The organism is Paenibacillus sp. SRL342 (assembly GCF_984798905.1).
Map to the genome: position 1 here is coordinate 2,269,615 of NZ_OZ481790.1, position 18,842 is coordinate 2,288,456.

17 protein-coding genes are annotated in these 18,842 nt (G+C 47.4%); 15 read left to right on the top strand and 2 right to left on the bottom strand.

The window, feature by feature from the left end; translation table 11 throughout:
* Positions 1–251 precede the first annotated feature (251 nt).
* The gene (locus AC4E8D_RS10500; RefSeq protein ID WP_221823318.1) at positions 252–1,454 is read left to right on the top strand and encodes a cytochrome P450; all 1,203 of its coding nucleotides are present in this window, start codon (positions 252–254) and stop codon (positions 1,452–1,454) included.
* Between the two features lie 111 nt (positions 1,455–1,565).
* Here AC4E8D_RS10500 and AC4E8D_RS10505 read toward each other — a convergent pair whose 3' ends face one another.
* Entirely contained in the window at positions 1,566–2,777 is a 1,212-nt protein-coding gene (locus AC4E8D_RS10505) for an MFS transporter (protein ID WP_221823320.1), read from the bottom strand.
* A 204-nt stretch (positions 2,778–2,981) separates the two neighbouring features.
* On the opposite strand from AC4E8D_RS10505, the gene hemE reads away from it, so the two are divergent.
* The 6 genes from hemE (at position 2,982) to AC4E8D_RS10535 (ending at position 9,476) form a co-directional block, all read left to right on the top strand.
* Positions 2,982–4,046 carry a uroporphyrinogen decarboxylase gene (gene hemE / locus AC4E8D_RS10510; RefSeq protein WP_221823322.1) on the top strand — a complete coding sequence of 355 codons (1,065 nt, stop codon included), beginning with the start codon at positions 2,982–2,984 and terminating at the stop codon, positions 4,044–4,046.
* Positions 4,039–4,989 carry a ferrochelatase gene (gene hemH / locus AC4E8D_RS10515; protein ID WP_221823324.1) on the top strand — a complete coding sequence of 317 codons (951 nt, stop codon included), beginning with the start codon at positions 4,039–4,041 and terminating at the stop codon, positions 4,987–4,989. Before hemE ends, hemH begins: the two co-directional genes overlap by 8 nt.
* Complete coding sequence (gene hemY / locus AC4E8D_RS10520; RefSeq protein WP_405131957.1) at positions 4,989–6,413, top strand: protoporphyrinogen oxidase; 1,425 nt, start codon at positions 4,989–4,991, stop codon at positions 6,411–6,413. Before hemH ends, hemY begins: the two co-directional genes overlap by 1 nt.
* A gap of 185 nt (positions 6,414–6,598) precedes the next feature.
* Positions 6,599–8,020 carry a CapA family protein gene (locus AC4E8D_RS10525; RefSeq protein ID WP_221823328.1) on the top strand — a complete coding sequence of 474 codons (1,422 nt, stop codon included), beginning with the start codon at positions 6,599–6,601 and terminating at the stop codon, positions 8,018–8,020.
* A 24-nt stretch (positions 8,021–8,044) separates the two neighbouring features.
* On the top strand, positions 8,045–8,797 hold the full coding sequence (locus AC4E8D_RS10530) for a glycerophosphodiester phosphodiesterase (protein ID WP_221823330.1): 753 nt from the start codon (positions 8,045–8,047) through the stop codon (positions 8,795–8,797).
* Positions 8,798–8,843: 46 nt separating this feature from the next.
* Entirely contained in the window at positions 8,844–9,476 is a 633-nt protein-coding gene (locus tag AC4E8D_RS10535; protein WP_221823332.1) for a fumarylacetoacetate hydrolase family protein, read from the top strand.
* 127 nt (positions 9,477–9,603) lie between these two features.
* On the opposite strand, the gene AC4E8D_RS10540 is transcribed toward AC4E8D_RS10535, so the two are convergent.
* Positions 9,604–10,011 (bottom strand): hypothetical protein, encoded by a 408-nt coding sequence (locus AC4E8D_RS10540; protein WP_490206213.1) that lies wholly within the window; start codon positions 10,009–10,011, stop codon positions 9,604–9,606.
* Positions 10,012–10,400: 389 nt separating this feature from the next.
* On the opposite strand from AC4E8D_RS10540, the gene AC4E8D_RS10545 reads away from it, so the two are divergent.
* From AC4E8D_RS10545 to AC4E8D_RS10580, 8 genes are all read left to right on the top strand, one after another.
* On the top strand, positions 10,401–10,958 hold the full coding sequence (locus tag AC4E8D_RS10545; protein WP_221823336.1) for a MarR family winged helix-turn-helix transcriptional regulator: 558 nt from the start codon (positions 10,401–10,403) through the stop codon (positions 10,956–10,958).
* 59 nt (positions 10,959–11,017) lie between these two features.
* The gene (locus AC4E8D_RS10550) at positions 11,018–12,466 is read left to right on the top strand and encodes an aryl-sulfate sulfotransferase (protein ID WP_221823338.1); all 1,449 of its coding nucleotides are present in this window, start codon (positions 11,018–11,020) and stop codon (positions 12,464–12,466) included.
* 12 nt (positions 12,467–12,478) lie between these two features.
* Positions 12,479–13,534, top strand: a complete 1,056-nt coding sequence (locus AC4E8D_RS10555) for an ABC transporter substrate-binding protein (protein WP_221823340.1) — start codon at positions 12,479–12,481, stop codon at positions 13,532–13,534.
* 32 nt (positions 13,535–13,566) lie between these two features.
* A complete protein-coding gene (locus tag AC4E8D_RS10560) occupies positions 13,567–14,343 on the top strand; it encodes an ABC transporter ATP-binding protein (protein ID WP_221823342.1) in 777 nt (258 codons plus the stop codon).
* 16 nt (positions 14,344–14,359) lie between these two features.
* Entirely contained in the window at positions 14,360–15,133 is a 774-nt protein-coding gene (locus AC4E8D_RS10565; RefSeq protein WP_074094444.1) for an ABC transporter permease, read from the top strand.
* A 228-nt stretch (positions 15,134–15,361) separates the two neighbouring features.
* The gene (locus AC4E8D_RS10570; protein ID WP_490206214.1) at positions 15,362–16,171 is read left to right on the top strand and encodes a DUF92 domain-containing protein; all 810 of its coding nucleotides are present in this window, start codon (positions 15,362–15,364) and stop codon (positions 16,169–16,171) included.
* 13 nt (positions 16,172–16,184) lie between these two features.
* Positions 16,185–16,763 carry a TetR/AcrR family transcriptional regulator gene (locus tag AC4E8D_RS10575; protein ID WP_221823344.1) on the top strand — a complete coding sequence of 193 codons (579 nt, stop codon included), beginning with the start codon at positions 16,185–16,187 and terminating at the stop codon, positions 16,761–16,763.
* Between the two features lie 59 nt (positions 16,764–16,822).
* Positions 16,823–18,754, top strand: a complete 1,932-nt coding sequence (locus AC4E8D_RS10580; RefSeq protein ID WP_253507266.1) for an ABC-F family ATP-binding cassette domain-containing protein — start codon at positions 16,823–16,825, stop codon at positions 18,752–18,754.
* Positions 18,755–18,842: the final 88 nt, after the last annotated feature.

Genomic DNA, 18,842 nt, shown 5'->3' on the forward strand with positions numbered 1-18,842 from the left:
ATGTCTTTTTAATGTTAGTTAACATTACATAATGAGTCTTTTGTCCTGATAAAATGAAGTATTTTAATAGAAGAATGTCGAATTGGGACTCATATCAGAAGTAGGTAACAGAATAAGAGGATGATAGTAACGCATATTAGGTAATGGGGATCAATTACGGTCTAAAGAGTGGTTTCGTAATAGAGTTATGCTTATAATAGGAGTGATCGACATATGTAAATAAATATATAATATTGATTGGAGGAGAAACGATGAAACAGGCACCGAGAAAGTATGCAAATTACATTCCGATTCGGGAACTGGAGACTTTGGAAGAGAGGTTATCTCCCTTCGAGGTGTATGCAGAACTTCGTGATAACACTCCAGTCCGATATGATGAGCATCGAGAATGTTGGGATGTTTTCGGGTATGAAGATGTGAAGTATGTTCTGAAAAATCCGAAACTATTCTCTTCTGCACGTGATCGTGCCAATACGAGCATGTTGACGACAGACCCTCCCAAACACAAACAGCTGCGTGATCTGGTGAATCAGGCGTTTACACCCAAGGCAATTGAAGCATTGGCTCCGCGTATTCAGGAAATCACAGATGAGTTAATTACTCCACACCTGTCAGAAGGACATATGGAACTTATTGATGACCTTGCAACACCATTGCCCGTCATTGTCATTGCGGAATTGATCGGAGTCCCTGCGGAGGATCGTCAAAAGTTCAAAGACTGGTCTGATGTGTTGGTGAAAGGTGCACGTGACGATAGTGAGCAGGCCTTCCAGGAGTTATTGGAGGAGAAAAAAAGAAATATGCAGGAGTTGCATATCTATTTCACTGGCATTATGGAAGAGCGTCGGTTGCAGCCAAAGGATGATCTGATCTCATTACTGCTTGCTGCGGAGATTGATGGTCAGCAATTGACTTCAGATGAAGTGGTAGGCTTCTGTATTCTCTTGCTTGCTGCCGGTAATGAAACAACAACCAACCTGATTACCAATGCGGTTCGTATTCTGTCTGAACAACCCGAGCTACAACAGGAGTTGCGGGAACATCCTGAACGGATTATTTCTGCGATTGAAGAGACGCTGAGATATTATCCGCCAATTGTCGCGATTGGGCGGGTCGCCAAGGAAACTGTAGAGTTGAATGGTCAGATGATTCAAGCTGGGGAGCAGGTGATTTCCTGGGTTGGAGCAGCCAATCGGGACAGTGCCCAATTTGAAAACCCGGAAGATTTCATCTCTGATCGCAAGCCGAACCGACATATGGGCTTTGGTTTTGGCATTCATTTTTGTTTGGGTGCACCACTCGCTCGATTGGAGGCAAGGGTAGTTCTTCATACCTTGCTTCAGCACATGGAGCACATTCAACTTGTGCCGGGAACGGCTCTGCAACCGATACAAAGTGCCTTTGTGTATGGTGTGAAACATTATCCGATAGAATTCAATCTAATAAATAAATAATTAAATAAATGGCGCATGAATGACAAAAGCCGCTCTCAGGCCAATTAGGCGCTGGAAGCGGCTTTTTCAAATGAAAAATTAAGATGGACTAACTAAGAAATGGATAGGGAATCAGGATTCCCGAATAGAAGGAGGTTTGTTATACAATTTGAATCGGACCCAAACCATATTAAGCAGCAGCAGTCCGCCAGATACGATAAACAGACCTTCGATCCCGATGAATCCTGCCATAAATCCTCCAATGATCGCTCCAAGCATGTTGCCCAGCGCCAGAGTACTCGTATTAAAACTGAATGCACGGCTGATCATGCTATCGGATGTATAGGAACGAATCAGGGCATTAACGCTCGGAAGCAAGCCACCCATGAACACACCCATCATGAAACGAACAAGAATGAGCTGCCACACGGTCTGAACAAATGCCTGCGGAATAAGCATGAGTCCTGTTCCTATGAGAGAGAACGTCAGCACCTTGTGAGGACCAATCCGGTCACTCAGCTTCCCGAGAATCGGAGACATCGCCATATTGGATAGTCCCGTAACTGCACCGACAAGTCCTGCCCAGAAGGCCACGTTTACATCCGAAGCATGCAATTTTTGCACATACAGCGGCAAGAGTGACATGGGGCTAATCATTGCAAACTGCAACAGAAACGTTACAGCAAACAGTGCGGGCAGTTGAGGTGACTTGTTCAATTCCTTCAGACCGGACAATACGGATTGTGCCGGCAGTTTGGCTGCTTCTTGACGGTCGAACTTCTCTCTCACCAGGAACATGGCGAGCATGGAAGCGACAAAGATCAATCCACCTGTAATGTAGAAAATGGGGCGGAAGCCTACCGCATCCGCTAACAAACCACCAATGAGTGGACCCAGGATTGTGCCGGCAACCTGCCCGGACTGACTGATTCCCATGGCAAAACCCATGCGGTCTTTCGGTGTGGTACCTGATATCAACGCAACAGCTGCAGGATTGAAACCGGAGATGGTACCGTTAAGCAAACGCAATAAGAGCAGCTGCCAGGGATTCTGTGCCAGACCCATAAGGGCAATTACAATGGCCATCCCGAATCCCGAGCGCAGCAGCATTACTTTTCGGCCGTACTTGTCCGATAACTTGCCCCAGAGCGGTTGGAACAAAAATGAGGTGAGGAAATTGGCTGCAAAAATAAATCCCGCCCATATGCCAATTTCATGTTCGCCAACAACGCCCAGATCTCTTGCGAGATAAAGAGACAAAAATGGGGTAATCATGGTCATGCCCGAATTGACCAAAAATTGTCCGAACCAAAGCACAATGAGGTTTACTTTCCACGTTTTCAAAGTGCTTTCACTTCCTTTCAAAGATATTTCTGTAATTCTCAAAAAAACACCATTCTTTCATTATAACATAATTGGCATATGAGGGATGGGTGTAAGGAATGTCATAGTATTGTCACGTAGAACGCATCTGCATGTGGTTGTTACGGCTGTTTAAAAAGGGCATAATGGTAATTATGAGTCCAAAAACTATTGGAGGCTTCTTACATGAGCTATAATGATCGACTGATTCGGGCAAGTTTCAAACAACAGGTAGACCGTGTCCCGGTATGGTACATGCGTCAAGCTGGACGTTACGATCCTGAATATCGCAAAATTAAAGAAAAGTACTCCTTGTTAGAGATCTGCAAACAACCCGAGCTGGCGGCTGAAGTTACACTCATGCCGGTACGCAAACTTGGTGTAGATGCGGCTATTTTGTATTCCGATATTATGAATCCGGTTGCCTCTCTGGGCATTGATTTTGACATTGTAAAAAATATTGGTCCAGTTATCGATAATCCTATTCGGTCCGCTGCAGATGTGGATCGGCTGCGTCCCATCGACGTAGAAGGAGATCTGTCACATATTCTGGAAACCATTCGAATTCTGGATAAGGAGCTTGATGTGCCTCTGATTACGTTTGCGGGCGCACCATTCACGATTGCCAGTTATCTGATTGAAGGCCGACCTTCGAAAGGTTATATCCGCACCAAAACGATGATGTACAGCGAGCCTGAGGTGTGGCACAAGCTGATGCAGAAGCTTGGTGATATGGTTATTACATATGTCCGTGCGCATATTGCGAATGGCGGTAAGGCATTCCAGTTGTTTGACAGCTGGGTTGGAGCACTTTCTCCCAAAGACTTCAGAACATATGTGTTGCCTACGATTACCCGTATCTTTACCGAATTATCGGATTTGAATGTACCGAAGATTTATTTCCCTGGTGTTGCATCCGGTGAGTTGTTGCCAACACTGCATAATCTGCAAGCCGATGTGATTGGACTCGACTGGAGAGTATCCATTTCGGAAGGGCGTCAACGGCTTGGCGGCAAATTTGCAGTACAGGGTAACCTGGACCCATATTTGCTGACTGCCCCGATGGAACTGATTAAAGAGCAAGCCAAAGTGATTATTGACGAAGGAATCAAGGAGCCGGGTTATATTTTCAACCTCGGACACGGATTATTTCCTGAAGCATCGCTAGAGAAGCTCAGAGAACTAACGGCGTATATTCATGAATATTCTGCCGAAGCAATGAAGACTGGGGTGACGGTAACCAATGACTAATACTGTAGGTGTACTGGTGATGTCGTATGGCACACCGGAAAATATGGAGAGTGTTGAAGCGTATTACACACATATCCGCAGAGGACGTCCGCCTGAACCGGAGCAATTGAAGGAACTGACGGACCGTTATGAAGCCATTGTTGGCGGTGTTTTCCCACTTCGTGAGAACACAGACAATCAGGTCAAGGCCCTTCAAGAGACATTAAACCGCGATGAGCGTGGCGCTGATGTGGAATTCCGTTGTTATCAAGGACTGAAGCATGCCTATCCGTTTATTGAGGATGGCGTGGAGCAGATGGCGAAGGATGGAATTCAGACAGCCATTGGTATTGTACTGGCTCCTCATTTTTCCACGATGAGTGTAGGCAGTTATATCAAACGTGCGCGTGAAAAAGCAGAAGAGCTGGGCGTTCATATGTCCTTTATTGAGAGTTATCATCTGCATCCGAAGTTAATTCAGGCGTTGTCCACACGTGTCAGTGCCAAGTTGGATGCGTTCGAAGAAGCTGGAGCAAAACGCGGAGATGTGAAGGTGTTGTTTAGTGCGCACAGTCTGCCGGCACGTATTGTGGAGATGGGTGATCCATACCCGCAACAATTGCTGGAGACTTCGGAAGTGATTGCCTCACGTGTAGGCATAACCAATTGGCAATTTACGTGGCAGAGTGCCGGACGAACAGCTGAGCCTTGGCTTGGACCGGATATTCTGGATACGTTACAGGAGCTTTCTCGTGAACAGGTAGAGGATGTACTTGTGGCACCAATCGGGTTTGTCTCGGATCATCTCGAAGTGCTCTATGATCTCGATATTGAGGCCAAATCGATTGCCAAAGAGATCGACATGCGCCTGATGCGTATTGACTCCCTCAATAGCGATCCTCTATACATGGAGACGTTAAGCGACGTTATTATAAGCCAATGGCAGCAAGGGTCGGATGAGTAATGGGTGATAAGAAACGCCGTGTTGTTGTTGTCGGCGGTGGCCTTACCGGCCTCAGCGCGGCATTTTATATCCGCAAGCATTACCGGGAAGCAGGCGTTGAACCCGTGATTACTTTGGTCGAGAAAAGCTCGTCCATGGGAGGTATGATTGAGACACTGCACCGGGATGGATTTGTGATTGAAAAAGGGCCGGATTCTTTCCTGGCTCGCAAAACAGCAATGATTGACCTGGCTAAAGAATTGGAGATCGATCATGAACTGGTCAGTCAGAATCCGGAGTCGAAGAAAACGTATATCATGCAGCGTGGCAAGCTTCATCCTATGCCAGCAGGACTTGTTCTCGGTATCCCGACGGAACTAAGACCATTCTTGAGAAGTGGTCTGGTCTCTCCGGCAGGCAAACTGCGGGCATTGATGGATTTTGTCATCCCGCCACGTCGTACAACAGAGGATGAATCGCTCGGTTATATGATTGAACGCCGTCTTGGAGCTGAAGTGCTGGAGAACTTGACGGAACCCCTGCTCGCAGGAATCTATGCAGGTGATATGCGGCGATTGAGCCTCCAGGCTACCTTCCCGCAGTTCGGAGAAGTAGAGCGCGATTACGGCAGCTTGATCCGGGGCATGATGACGGGTCGCAAACCGGCTGAAACGCATACCGGAACAAAACGGAGCGCTTTTCTGAACTTTCGTCAGGGACTTCAGAGCCTTGTTCATGCACTCGTCCACGAGTTGCAGGATGTGGATCAACGTCTGAACACTGCGGTGAAGTCACTGCAACGCCTTGATGGAGCGCAGACCAGATACATTGTTGAACTTGGTAATGGCGAAATGCTTGAAGCCGATGATGTAGTGGTTACTGTGCCGGCATATGTCGCGTCGGAGCTGTTGAAGCCTCACGTGGATACAGCGGCACTGGATGCGATTAACTATGTGTCTGTAGCCAATGTAGTGCTCGCTTTTGAGAAAAAAGAGGTGGAGCATGTATTCGACGGGTCGGGTTTCCTCGTTCCGCGGAAAGAGGGCCGTAATATTACGGCTTGTACGTGGACATCGACGAAATGGCTGCATACGAGCCCGGATGATAAAGTACTGCTCCGCTGTTATGTTGGTCGCTCCGGTGACGAACAGAACGTAGAGCTTCCGGATGAAGCGCTGACGAATCTGGTTCTCAAGGATCTGAGAGAGACGATGGGTATTGAAGCAGTGCCGATCTTCTCCGAGATTACAAGGCTACGTAAATCCATGCCACAGTATCCGGTGGGACACCTCCAACATATTGCCGCCCTCCGTGAGGAGCTTGGCAGCAAATTACCGGGTGTGTACATTGCAGGTGCAGGTTATGAGGGCGTAGGTTTGCCTGATTGCATCAGACAAGCGAAGGAAATGTCTGTTCAGGCTACACAAGAGCTTGCAGCAGATTAAGTACAGCAAGAGAGCTGTCTCAAACGTAGAATTATCTACTGGAGAGATGGCTTTTTTTATGTGAAGATCTGGAAGCTAACTGAGTTCATACCCTTTCAATCGATACAGTTCCAACGAATGATGGAAATCCAGAATATGCCTGATATAATGGTATGTATGGCTGTGAAGAAGAAGAGGAGTTGCTTATGTATCCCCCAAGATCAGAGCGAAGTGTAAAGAAGAAAAAAGGTAGTAAACGCACCCGCAATACAATCACAATCATCTGGACAGTTAATATTGTATTGATCATTGCAATTGGTCTGGTGGGCATTTTTTATGTCATTGATACACGTCAGCAACAGGCAGACCAGCCGGTGAAACAAGAAATCGTCGATCAGGATCAGCCTTCCATTGGAGACGATGCCAAAGGCGGCGATCAAGTAACTTCTCCAGACTCGGAATCCGATGAGAATTCGGAAGAAGAACACGAAGCTACGGATGAAGAGACAACAGCGGATGCAGATAAGACATCTGGAGTAGCGACACCTGACACTTCAGGCAATACCAATAGTGAGAAAGCAGAATCCGGAACGAAAAAACCTGTAGCAACTTCGACACCATCCAGCACCAAGGGAAATGCAGGTGTGGATCAGGAATCAGGGACGTCGAAACCTTCCAATTCAGCGAAGGATGTCACGATTAACTTTGTTGGTGATATTCAATTCTCGGGCAAAGTTGCTGAGTTGCTGGATAAGAACGGTTATGACTATCCCTTTGCCAAACTCGGCAGATTATTCAAGGATGATGATCTTACCATCGGTAACCTGGAGACACCAATAACTCATGGTGGTACCAGTGCAGCTGATAAAACCTATGTCTACAAATCATCGCCCAAAGCATTGGCGGCAATGGCTTCAGCCGGTTTTGATGCTGTCAATTTGGCTAACAATCATATTTTGGATCAGGGCGTAGAGGGCTTGGTGGATACGTTAACTTATCTCAAGGAATATGGCATAGCTCACACCGGGGCAGGTATGAACAGGGATGAGGCCTATGCACCAGCATATCTGGAACGCAAAGGCATGAAGATTGCATTGCTTGGGTTCTCCCGCGTTGTACCGGAAACGAGTTGGAAGGCTGAAGGCAATCGGGCTGGCGTGGCTGAAGCCTACGATTCCACAGGAGCAGTCAAAGCGATCCAGGAGGCCCGTAAGAAGGCTGATCTGGTGATCGTGGTTGCACACTGGGGAGAGGAACGTGTAAGTACTCCGAATAGTGACCAGACCCGATTGGCTCATGAGTTTGTAGATGCTGGCGCTGATCTGGTCATAGGTGGTCATCCTCATGTGTTGCAAGGGTTGGAGTACTATAAGGGGAAGTGGATTGCATACAGTACGGGAAATTTCATTTTCTCCAGATCAACAACCGAAGAGACTTGGAAAACGGCGGTATTTCAGGCTCGCTGTAGTCAAGATGCAGCTTGCAGCATGAAAGTTATCCCTTATGAGGCTGGGCTTGGTCAGGCCATTCCGATGATCGATGAGGCGAACAAACTGCTGTTGGAACAGATGGCTAAGCTCTCCCCGGGTATTCGATATGATGGGAATGGGGTCGCTTCACCTAATTAAAAACCTTTTTGAGGAGGGAATCGAATGAACAACCTTTGTGTAGCGCACCGTGGATTTTCTTCTATTGCACCAGAGAATACGATGGCTGCATTCCTGATGGCCATGGAGCGGCCTGAAGTTCAGTGGATGGAGCTGGATGTGCAGTTGTCGCGTGATGGTGTGCCAGTGGTTATTCATGATTTTACAGTGGATCGCACGACGAATGGCAAGGGCCTGGTTCGGGAAACCGATTGGGCTGATCTGCAACGTCTGGATGCCGGAGCATGGAAAAATAAGTCTTACAAAGGCGAACGGATTCCGGCGCTAAGTGAATTGTTAGATCGCTCGTGCGGCAGAGTGCGTTTGAACATTGAACTGAAAACGCAGGGAGACATGTACCCGGGTCTGCCTGCGGCTGTTGTACATGAAGTGAGAAAAAGACATATGCAAAATGATGTTGTGATTACTTCATTTGAACCAGCCGCTCTGATCGAAGTGAAGAAACTTGCACCGGAGATCCAGACGGGGCTGATTATCGATGCACGACCAGGCGATCTGTTAACCGCCCTGCGGAAGATGAATTGTACATTCCTCTCGATTGGATACACCAATGTAGATAAATCCTTAATGAACGAGATGCGGAGTGCAGGCATTCGGGTGATGGCTTGGACAGTGGATGACAAGACCATTATGAAGAAACTGGCGGCGGTTGATCCAGAACTCATGTTATGTACGAACCGTCCTGACGTATGGGAGCTGGCATTTCAGGAGACGAGCAGCCGATTTTTCAGACCCTAACTTTCCTATATGCACTAATGAATCCGATAAAGGTGGTAATATACCCATGTTGACTAACATTCGCAATGTATACTGTGTAGGACGCAATTATAAACTTCACGCGGAAGAATTGGGTAACGCGGTTCCGGATGAGCCAATGATCTTTATGAAACCTTCTCATGCAGTCGTGCCCCTGAATGGCGAAACGCTTGAATTGCCTGCTACCAAGGGTGAAGTTCACTATGAAGCTGAATTGGTCGTTCAAATCGGCCGGAATTTTGAGCCAGGTATGGCGGTAGATGAACTGGTGGATGCGTATGGGTTTGGTATTGATTTTACGTTACGTGATGTACAGACCGTGATTAAGAAAAAGGGCCACCCGTGGACGGCGGCCAAAGGGTTCAAAAATTCCGCTCCGGTTACTGCATTTCAGGCATTCCCGGGTGCGGCAGCATTACTGGAAAAAGACTTTACATTGACCAAAAATGGTGAGGAAGTCCAGCGTGGTAACATTCGTAATATGATCTTCAGTTTACAGGATATTGTGGATTATGTAGGTCACCATTACGGCCTGGGGCCGGGCGATGTCATTTTTACAGGAACACCTGAAGGTGTTGGACCAACACAAGCAGGAGATGTGCTCGAACTGGCATGGGACGGCGAATCCTTGGGTGCCTGCAAGATTGGGGCAGCGCAATAAGGATTACACATCAACCTGCTTGAGATGAATAGGTTACAAGAAAGGGGCGTGAATACGCTCCTTTTTGCTTTGTTATCGTGGATATATGTTTATACCTTCATTGTACGGATACGCTAACGCTACTAATTTACGCCAAGCTGTATGCTGTATTTGCGCTCTGTGTGACCAACTCTTCCAGTTCAGCATGTTGTGCAGCATGTTGCTCCGAACGGATACTTCCACTTGCGAGCCGTTCATCCAACTGCTCTTTGAGTTGTCTTACTTGTATAGCAATGACCTCATCCAAATTCCCGTTATTTTCTTCCGTAATTGTCCTCAGTGATTTTCCGTTGTACAGCTCCTGATACAGATCTGCTTCTGAAGGCTGATTCAGAGCGCTGAGCAGCTCGTCGCTGCTTCCCTCACGAGTGTCCAAGTCAACGATGGACCATTTAGCAGTAGGTATGGGAGAGATGGCAGACTGGCCCCAGGCTGTTCCAGCGAAGGACATGGTGACAATCATTGTGCCTATAATAATGACTCTTTTCATATTCATATGGATAATCCTCATTTCTGTAGTTGAGTACGAACTGAATCGTAGCTTGTCGTAAGTGTATTTGTTCATGTTTCGATCTGAGAATAGTGTAAACGGGAAACCTGAAGTGAAACTTAAAACAGGATAAGTAATTTCAACCTAGCGGAGAATGGCTGCAAAAAGAAAAGATCATTAATATAATTCACACTTGACAGGTTGGGTTAGTTGGTTATATGATAATCTCAATTATTTTAATACTCATTAAATGAACAGTGAACTAATTTGAACTGAAAACTGCATTGAGCTGATTGGACCACCAAAGGCTCCCGGGACTACTCCTCTAAGGAATGTCCTCGGGGGCCTTTTTTCGTATCTTTATTGAAGCTTCAAACGAACAAGGAGGTTATGGAATGAGCGATAGAGACTGGGAAGCGTTGGAGCGGACGGATTGGTTATTTCGCAAAATGGTCAGACGATTCGTCAAAGAGCGGGATCGCATCTCTGTAGAAGGTATCAGCCTGCCAGGCATGCTTATCCTGCACAAAATCATTCGTGAGGGAGAACAGCGGCTTGGAGATCTGGCAGAACAGTTGGACTTTACATCGGGTGCCATTACAGCTCTGACCGATAAGTTGGAGAAAAAGGGACTCACCATCCGCAGACGAAAGGAAGACGACCGCCGGACGGTTTTACTGGATATCACATCAAGCGGGCGGGAGATGTATGCGAGAAACAGCAACATCGGTGCCCGATGTATCACGCTTCTGTTTGAGGGTTTTACGAGTGAGGAACTGGAGCAGCAAAGTCAATTCTACGAGCGGGTAGTAGCGAATCTGGAGGGGTTCTCGGACGCGGTGCTGGAATTGGCGGAGAACAACGGGATACAAGAACATGATCGGTCCTCGACAAGTAACCTTGAGCAGAAGCAGCAGGACAGTACCGGGAAGAGTAACTATCTCAGTTATTGAGGTTGGGTCAAAGTAACGACATTTGATATACCACAAACATTCTAGGGGAGAGATGATCAATGGGACACTCAACGATATATCCAACTGGAGCAACGTTATACAATCCGGATAAGGCTTGGGGCGGTTATACCGTTTATCAGGCAGGTGAGGAAGGCGTAGTATTGATCGATATGAATGGAAAGGAGGTCCACCTGTGGAAAGGATTGTTAGGTTTTCCGGCCAAAATATTACCTGGCGGCTACGTGCTGGGCAGCACGGGTCGGAGAGATCCGAAGTTCGGTATTCAGGACAATGTCGATCTGGTGCAAGTGGATTGGGACGGCAACATTGTATGGAAATACAATAGCTACGAACATATTGAAGATCCGGGGTATGAGCCACTATGGTATGCCCGCCAGCATCATGATTATCAGCGTGAGGGTAATCCGGTAGGTTACTATGCACCTGGCCTTGCGCCGAAGGCGAAGAGTGGTAAAACGCTCATCCTGGCACACAAAAATGTGAGTAATCCTCAAATTTCAGATAAGCCATTACTTGATGACGCCATTATCGAAGTGGATTGGGAGGGGAAGGTAATCTGGGAGTGGCTGCCTAACGAGCACTTTGAAGAATTAGGTTTTGATGAAGCTGCTCGAAATGTCCTGTTCCGTGATCCGAATACACGTTCTTTCGGTCATCTGGGCGGTGGCGTCGGTGACTGGTTACATATTAATTCTGCCTCTTATGTCGGACCCAACCGTTTCTATGAAGAAGGAGACGAACGGTTTCACCCCGACAATATTATCTGGGATGCCAGAGAGGCCAATATAATTGCCATTACGGACAGACAGAGTGGAAAGATCGTGTGGAGACTAGGGCCAGACTATGCTTCAACTGAAGCGAAACACATTGGCACAATTATCGGACAGCATCATGCACATATCATTCCCCAAGGTCTACCGGGAGAAGGCAACTTGCTCGTATTCGACAATGGCGGCTGGGCAGGTTACGGCCTCCCAAATCCGGCTTCTCCATTTGGATTGAAACATGCGATTCGGGATCACTCCCGTGTACTGGAGATTAACCCGGTCACCCTGGAGATTGTCTGGCAGTATACCTCGGCAGAAGCAGGTTTCTCGGTTCCGACGGATTCTTATAAATTTTATAGCCCATACATCAGTTCCGCCCAGCGTTTACCTAACGGCAACACCCTGATAACCGAAGGTTCCAATGGCCGATTGTTCGAAGTCACAGCGGAGCATGAGCTGGTCTGGGAGTATGTCTCCCCGTACACGGATGGGCGGAATACCAATATGGTCTATCGCTCATATCGAGTTCCTTATCAGTGGGTTCCACAGTTGGAGAAACCGCAGGAAGTTGCCATCGAAGCCATTGATGTCTCCACCTACAGGGTCCCGGGAGCAGCACCCAAAGGTTCTGCATCCATCGTGAGCGTAGAAACAACTCTTCCATTTGTGGAGGGTGCAGCCTGTGTGGCAACGTCGGATGAAGGCAAGTCGGGCAGTTAAGCGTCAAGAATCATGACTAGATCGAATGGGGTGTATATTGTGAGAAAACCATCCATAATTACAGGCGTATTGATATTATTCCTGGCTACGGCACTCCTATTATCCGGATGCAGTTCAAACGCAGCAGGATCTGGAGCAAAAGACGCTACCGGCAAGAATACCGATAATGTAAAAATTCGAATTGCAGATACAAGTACGAACCCAACGTTCAGGGTAGCCATTGCCAAAGGTTTCTTTGAAAAACGGGGCATTGATGCAGAGAGTATTACGTTTGGCTCACCGGCTGAAGGTGTAAATGCACTATTTATCAAACAGGTAGATATTGCGTACGGGGCGGACTTCCCTGTATTAAATGCTTTGGCTAAAGGGGAATATTCAGTCGTCGCTTCCGCAGGTCAGACTACGGATGAAGCGGCAGCCGCCTGGAAGCTGTATGCAAGAGAGGATATTCAGAGTGGAGCGGATTTGAAGGGCAAGAAAGTGAGTTTCATTCGAGGCACATTTATTCCGTATCTATGGGATGAATATTTGAAAGATCAGGGAGTGGCGCTGAGTGATGTGACGCAAATTGGTCAGGGGGCTTTTGATGAAGCCTACATCGCACTGAAACAGGGAGACCTTGATGCCGCTTGGGTTATAGGTTCCGCGTTAACCGATAAATTCGATGCACTCGAAGGAGTACATCAGCTGACGGATATGTCTCAGACCCCTATACGCCTTGGTATGGGACTGGTATCGAATAATGAATTCATCCAGGCAAACCCTGAAAAGATAAGTGACTTCCTTGCGGCGCTGGATGAAGCATCCACGTATGCTCAAGCGCATCCTGAAGAAGTTGCGGATCTGATGTATCAAGAGACCAAACAGCCTAAAGATGCCACGTTGAAAGACCTTCCGATCAATCCATGGGAAGTTGGATTTACGCAGGCTGCTTATGATAGTTTGGCAGGTCAGAAGCAATATATGGTGGACACCGGAATCATCGAACAGGATTTTGATCTCGACACCAAACTCGACTTGACTTCTCTCCAACAGGCTCTGCCGGAAAAAGTGACATACAGTAAATAATTCTTATTGAAATGAAATGGGAGGTGTCCGTTATGTCCTTACCTGCAACTGAGCATACCATTCATATTGAACAGCTTCGGAAAACGTATCATGCCCCGACCAATGGGGATGTGCATTATATCATTAAGGATGTCGATCTGGTTATCAAGGGAGGAGAGTTCTTTGTCCTGCTTGGTCCCAGTGGTTGCGGGAAGTCAACGCTGCTGAACATGATCGCGGGTTTTATTTCCAAGTCGGGCGGACAGCTCAAGGTAGACAACAAGGAGATCGACAGACCGGGCAGGGATCGGGCGATGGTGTTCCAGCAGGCGGATTCTTCTCTCTTTCCATGGCTAACCGTGAGGGAAAATGTTGAATTCGGACTTCGAATGTCCAAGGTGCCCAAGACACAACGACGTGAGATCTCTGATCGATACATCCAGCTTGTGGGACTGAGTGCTCATGAGGGGAAATTTCCGAAAGAGCTATCAGGTGGTATGAAGCAGCGTGTTCAATTGGCCCGCGTACTTGCGAATGACTCAGCGATCTTGCTGATGGATGAGCCATTCGGTGCGCTGGACGCCATGACGAGACGAACCATGCAGAAGGAACTTGTGAATATTTGGAAAGAAACACATAAAACTGTTATCTTTGTCACACACGATATTCAGGAGGCGTTATTGCTTGGGGAGCGCATAGGCATTATGTCTGTAGGTCCATCTTCGAATATCACGGATATTTACCACAACACGTTACCTTACCCGAGGAACATCGCCTCGTCTGAGTTCAACACCCTGTATGACCGAATTCAAGGCCATTTTGAAGAATAATTGAGGTGATATGTAAATGAAATGGTTGGAGAAAAAATGGGTGTCTATCCCGCTTCTATGGGTAACGGTCATCTTAATCTGGCAGCTTGGTGCCCTTATCTATGGGCCTGACGTAATCCCTGGTCCGTGGCACACGATCCTGGGAGCACGCGAACTGATTGCTGACGGTACGCTGATGGAGTATATCGGAATCAGCTTCACTCGTGTACTGGCGGGCTGGGTACTCGGAAGTATCATTGCTATTCCGGTAGGGCTGATTATTGGCAAAGTTCATCTCATCCGGCTGTTCGCGGAACCGTTCCTTAACTTTATACGTTTTATCCCGCCGATCGCCTTTATTACCTTATTTCTGGTGTGGTTCGGAATTGGTGAGCAATCCAAGATCGCGCTCATTATGTACGCAACCTTCTTCATTGTTGTGTTGAATACACTGACAGGTGTACTCTCCGTTGAAGAAGACAAAATCCGGTCGGCCCGCAGTATGGGAGCCAATGAACGGCAGATTCTGCTGCATGTGATTGTGCCGGCGACAACCCCGTATATCTTCACGGGTGTGCGACTGGCGATGGGAACCTCGTATATGGCCATAATCGGTGCTGAGATGATTGCCTCGAATGAGGGAGTGGGTTACTTAATCTGGAATTCCAGACTCTTTTTCCGAACAGATTGGATTTTTGTCGGGCTGATTTCCCTGGGTTTTATGGGATTCCTGACGGATCGATTGTTCAACTGGTTTGGTCGCAGAGTACTCTACCGATATGGGGTCATTGGAGGAGCGAAGCGGGTCTGAAACAGAACCTGGGAACACCGAATTCCAGACGTAACTTGAAAAGGGAAGTTATCTTGTTTTAACGTTTGATCAATAACCTGTTTTGGCACTTCTACACGAGGCCAAAACAGGTTTTTTGTGTGCTGGCCTCTGGAGTTTCGGCATTGACATCAAACCGTGGTATAATTGAGTTTCAAAAATACAATAAACGTCATGCGGACTGTGTATACGCTGCATGCAGGAGACATTATGGATTGGATTATTGGCGCCGTATGCGCTTCTATGGTGGCAGGTGCTGCCTATGCGAAAAAGTCGCTAACCCTGTCTGGCTGCCTGGCAGCAATTATGATGGGAACGATATATTACGGAGCGGGTAACCTGTTCTGGTTTGGCACGTTATTGTTGTTTTTCATCACTTCAACGTTGCTCTCCAGGTTTCGTAAAGATCGGAAGCAGGAGCTGGAGAAATCCTATGCCAAGTCAGGAAATCGGGATGCTGGGCAAGTGATGGCTAATGGTGGGATGGGCATGTTTCTGTGTCTGGGATACTGGATATTTCCCCATCCGGCATGGGTATATGCTTTCATTGGTGTAATGGCTACCGTTACATCGGATACATGGGCAACCGAAATTGGGAGTCTCAGTCGTAAGCCGCCGCGCTCTGTTCTCACGTGGAAGGTACTTACTCCAGGTGCCTCAGGAGGCGTTTCACTTCTTGGCACCGTGGCTGCAGCTGTAGGTGGGGCTCTGATTGGTGCGGGAGCATTTTTCTTTTCCTGGATCGCCGGGGTAGAAGGGCTTGGTCTGCTTAGTTGGATTTTTGTCGGCCTTGCAGGCGGATTGGCAGGGGCGTTTGCCGATTCCTATCTGGGCGCAACGGTGCAGATGATGTATCGTTGTACCGTGTGTGGTCGTGAAGTTGAGGTGCATGAACATTGCGGGCATCCAACGGTTCGGGCTCGTGGCTGGGCATGGATGAGTAACGACCTGGTGAACGTGCTTAGCTCGGTCATTGGCGGATGTGTGGCGATTGGATTGGGTAACATTTTGGCGTTGTAGGAGGGAGTAACATTTGAACACTGTACATGGAGACAAATCGGAGGCTATTTTGGATGCAGCCTATGGTATTTTTGGCTCGAAGGGTTTTTATGAGACCAAAATGTCTGATATTGCAGACGAAGCTGGCATCGCAAAAGGCACCATTTATTTATATTTCAAAAGTAAGGAACAATTATTTGTAGCAGTATCCAAGCGGGACTGTAACAGTTTTATCAGTCGTCTTGAATATGCTTTGAACTCGCATGAGAACACAGGTGATAAACTTGGCGCTATAGCCAAGACCCACCTTACGTATTATTATGAGCGTCGCAATCATACCAAGCTCTTTTTTATGGCACCTAATAATGATCCGGATCTGATGCAATTTATGAAAGAATTTATGAATCAATACATGAGCATGGTGTGCGAGGTGCTGGAAAGTGCAAGTGTACCTGAGCCAGTCTTATTAGCCAAATCATACATTGGGATTCTGGATCGTCTGAAGATGGATATTATGCTTAATCCAGAGTTCAACGAAGAAGATTTGAACAAACGAATTGCCTTCTCAGCAGCATTATTTCTGGATGGGTGTCGGTCCTTTTTGAAAACGTAAGTGCTTGTGTGGGTACGAGTAATATTGAATTCTATTTTACAGAGAAGTGGGTACGCGCAATGAACATAATGACGGTAGAACAAATTGCAAAAAGTTATGGCGAGAAAATATTGTTCAAGGACGCTTCATTTGGTATGGCTGATCAGGACAAGATTGGTGTCGTTGGGGTAAATGGAACCGGAAAATCCACGTTTTTGCGTGTGATTTCTGGTATGGAACCTGCAGACGCGGGACAGATCTCGATCGGTAATGACGTACGTATTCAGTTCCTGGCACAAAATCCGGACTTCAATCCGGATAATACGGTACTGCAACAAGTATTCGAAGGTGACAGCATGGAAATGAAAACCGTGCGTGAATATACGGAAACGATGGAACTATTGGAACTGAACTCGTCCGATCCAGCATTGCAAGAGCGGTTATTACGTTTGAATCAGCAAATGGAGCAGCTTCAGCTCTGGCAGATGGAGAGCGAAGCGAAGAGCATTTTGTCCAAATTGGGTATTCGTCAATTCGATGCACTAATGGGCACATTGTCTGGTGGACAACGCAAAAGGGTAGCACTCGCTGCTGCGCTGATTCACCCTTGCGAACTGCTCATTCTGGATGAGCCGACGAACCATATTGATAATGACTCGGTCGTTTGGTTGGAGCAGTACCTGCAGAAGCGCCGCGGCGCACTGCTTATGATTACGCATGATCGGTATTTCCTGGATCGTGTGGCGAATGTCATGCTGGAATTGGATCATGGACGTTTGTTCCGATATGAAGCGAACTATACACGTTTCCTGGAACTGAAGGCGGAGCGCGAAGAACGTGAAGCTTCTTCCGAACAGAAGCGCAAGAACTTGCTTCGGACGGAGCTTGCATGGATTCGTCGTGGTGCCAAGGCGCGGACAACGAAACAAAAAGCGAGAATTGATCGCTTCGAACAACTCAAAGACCAACAAGGAGTCCAGCGCTCGGGTTCATTGGAAGTATCGGTTGGCTCCACTCGTTTGGGTAAAAAGATTCTGGAGATCGAGCATCTTTCCAAATCCGTCGGTGGCCGCAAACTGATCGAAGATCTGAGTTATATTGCCGTACCTGGAGATCGGGTAGGGATTGTTGGACCGAATGGTAGTGGTAAGTCCACGTTGCTTCAGATGATATCTGGCAAGCTGGAACCCGATGCTGGTGTGGTTGACGTTGGTCCTACGGTCAATCTGGGCTACTTTACACAGGAACATCAGGAGATGGACGAATCTCTTCGTGTCATTGAGTATATTAAAGAAGTGGCCGAGAATGTGAAAACAGCCGATGGCTCTCTGATAACAGCATCCCAGATGCTGGAGCGGTTCCTGTTTACCCCGGCATCCCAGTGGACGCCAATCTCACGTCTGTCTGGTGGAGAGAAGCGTCGCCTGTATCTGCTGCGTGTGCTGATGGCTGCGCCGAATGTATTGCTCCTGGATGAGCCGACGAATGATCTGGACATCCAGACACTCGCTGTACTGGAAGACTATCTGGACGATTTTCCGGGTGTAGTTTTTGTGGTATCCCATGATCGCTATTTCCTTGATCGTACTGTGGATAAAGTGCTGTCTTTTGAGGGCAACGGTGCTGTACGTGTACACGTCGGTGACTACAGTGAATATGCAGAGTGGATGCTGAAAAATGCGCCTGGAGCTAATCAAGAGAGTGACACAGGAGCAGCGAAGGTGAAGCAGTCATCAGATAAAACGACGCCTGCTGTGTCAGCGGCTAAACCGAAGTTGAAATTCAGCTTCAAGGAGCAACGTGAATACGACCAGATTGATGAAAATATTGAGAAGGCTGAAGCCAATCTCGTCCGGATTAACAAAGAGATGGAAGAGTCATTTAGTGATTCTGCCCGTCTGCAGGAGTTGATGGCTGAGCAAGCTGAGGCTGAGCGCCATCTGGACGAATTGATGGAACGCTGGACCGTTCTGAATGAACTTGCAGAGCAGATTGAACAGAGCAAGTCTTGATTTATAACTAAACATCGCCCTTTCTTCTATAGTGACTTTATGTCGCATTGGAGAAAAGGGCGATTTTTTTGTCTGTGAATTTGCGCAT

Bases quoted from the DNA above. Each gene is read 5' to 3' on its own strand.
- AC4E8D_RS10550 (WP_221823338.1), top strand. From the start codon at position 11,018: ATGGGACACTCAACGATATATCCAACTGGAGCAACGTTATACAATCCG.
- hemE (WP_221823322.1), top strand. From the start codon at position 2,982: ATGAGCTATAATGATCGACTGATTCGGGCAAGTTTCAAACAACAGGTA.
- AC4E8D_RS10525 (WP_221823328.1), top strand. From the start codon at position 6,599: ATGTATCCCCCAAGATCAGAGCGAAGTGTAAAGAAGAAAAAAGGTAGT.
- AC4E8D_RS10545 (WP_221823336.1), top strand. From the start codon at position 10,401: ATGAGCGATAGAGACTGGGAAGCGTTGGAGCGGACGGATTGGTTATTT.
- hemH (WP_221823324.1), top strand. From the start codon at position 4,039: ATGACTAATACTGTAGGTGTACTGGTGATGTCGTATGGCACACCGGAA.
- AC4E8D_RS10535 (WP_221823332.1), top strand. From the start codon at position 8,844: ATGTTGACTAACATTCGCAATGTATACTGTGTAGGACGCAATTATAAA.
- AC4E8D_RS10580 (WP_253507266.1), top strand. From the start codon at position 16,823: ATGAACATAATGACGGTAGAACAAATTGCAAAAAGTTATGGCGAGAAA.
- AC4E8D_RS10560 (WP_221823342.1), top strand. From the start codon at position 13,567: ATGTCCTTACCTGCAACTGAGCATACCATTCATATTGAACAGCTTCGG.
- AC4E8D_RS10540 (WP_490206213.1), bottom strand. From the start codon at position 10,011: ATGAATATGAAAAGAGTCATTATTATAGGCACAATGATTGTCACCATG.
- AC4E8D_RS10555 (WP_221823340.1), top strand. From the start codon at position 12,479: ATGACTAGATCGAATGGGGTGTATATTGTGAGAAAACCATCCATAATT.
- AC4E8D_RS10530 (WP_221823330.1), top strand. From the start codon at position 8,045: ATGAACAACCTTTGTGTAGCGCACCGTGGATTTTCTTCTATTGCACCA.
- AC4E8D_RS10565 (WP_074094444.1), top strand. From the start codon at position 14,360: ATGAAATGGTTGGAGAAAAAATGGGTGTCTATCCCGCTTCTATGGGTA.
- hemY (WP_405131957.1), top strand. From the start codon at position 4,989: ATGGGTGATAAGAAACGCCGTGTTGTTGTTGTCGGCGGTGGCCTTACC.
- AC4E8D_RS10500 (WP_221823318.1), top strand. From the start codon at position 252: ATGAAACAGGCACCGAGAAAGTATGCAAATTACATTCCGATTCGGGAA.
- AC4E8D_RS10570 (WP_490206214.1), top strand. From the start codon at position 15,362: ATGGATTGGATTATTGGCGCCGTATGCGCTTCTATGGTGGCAGGTGCT.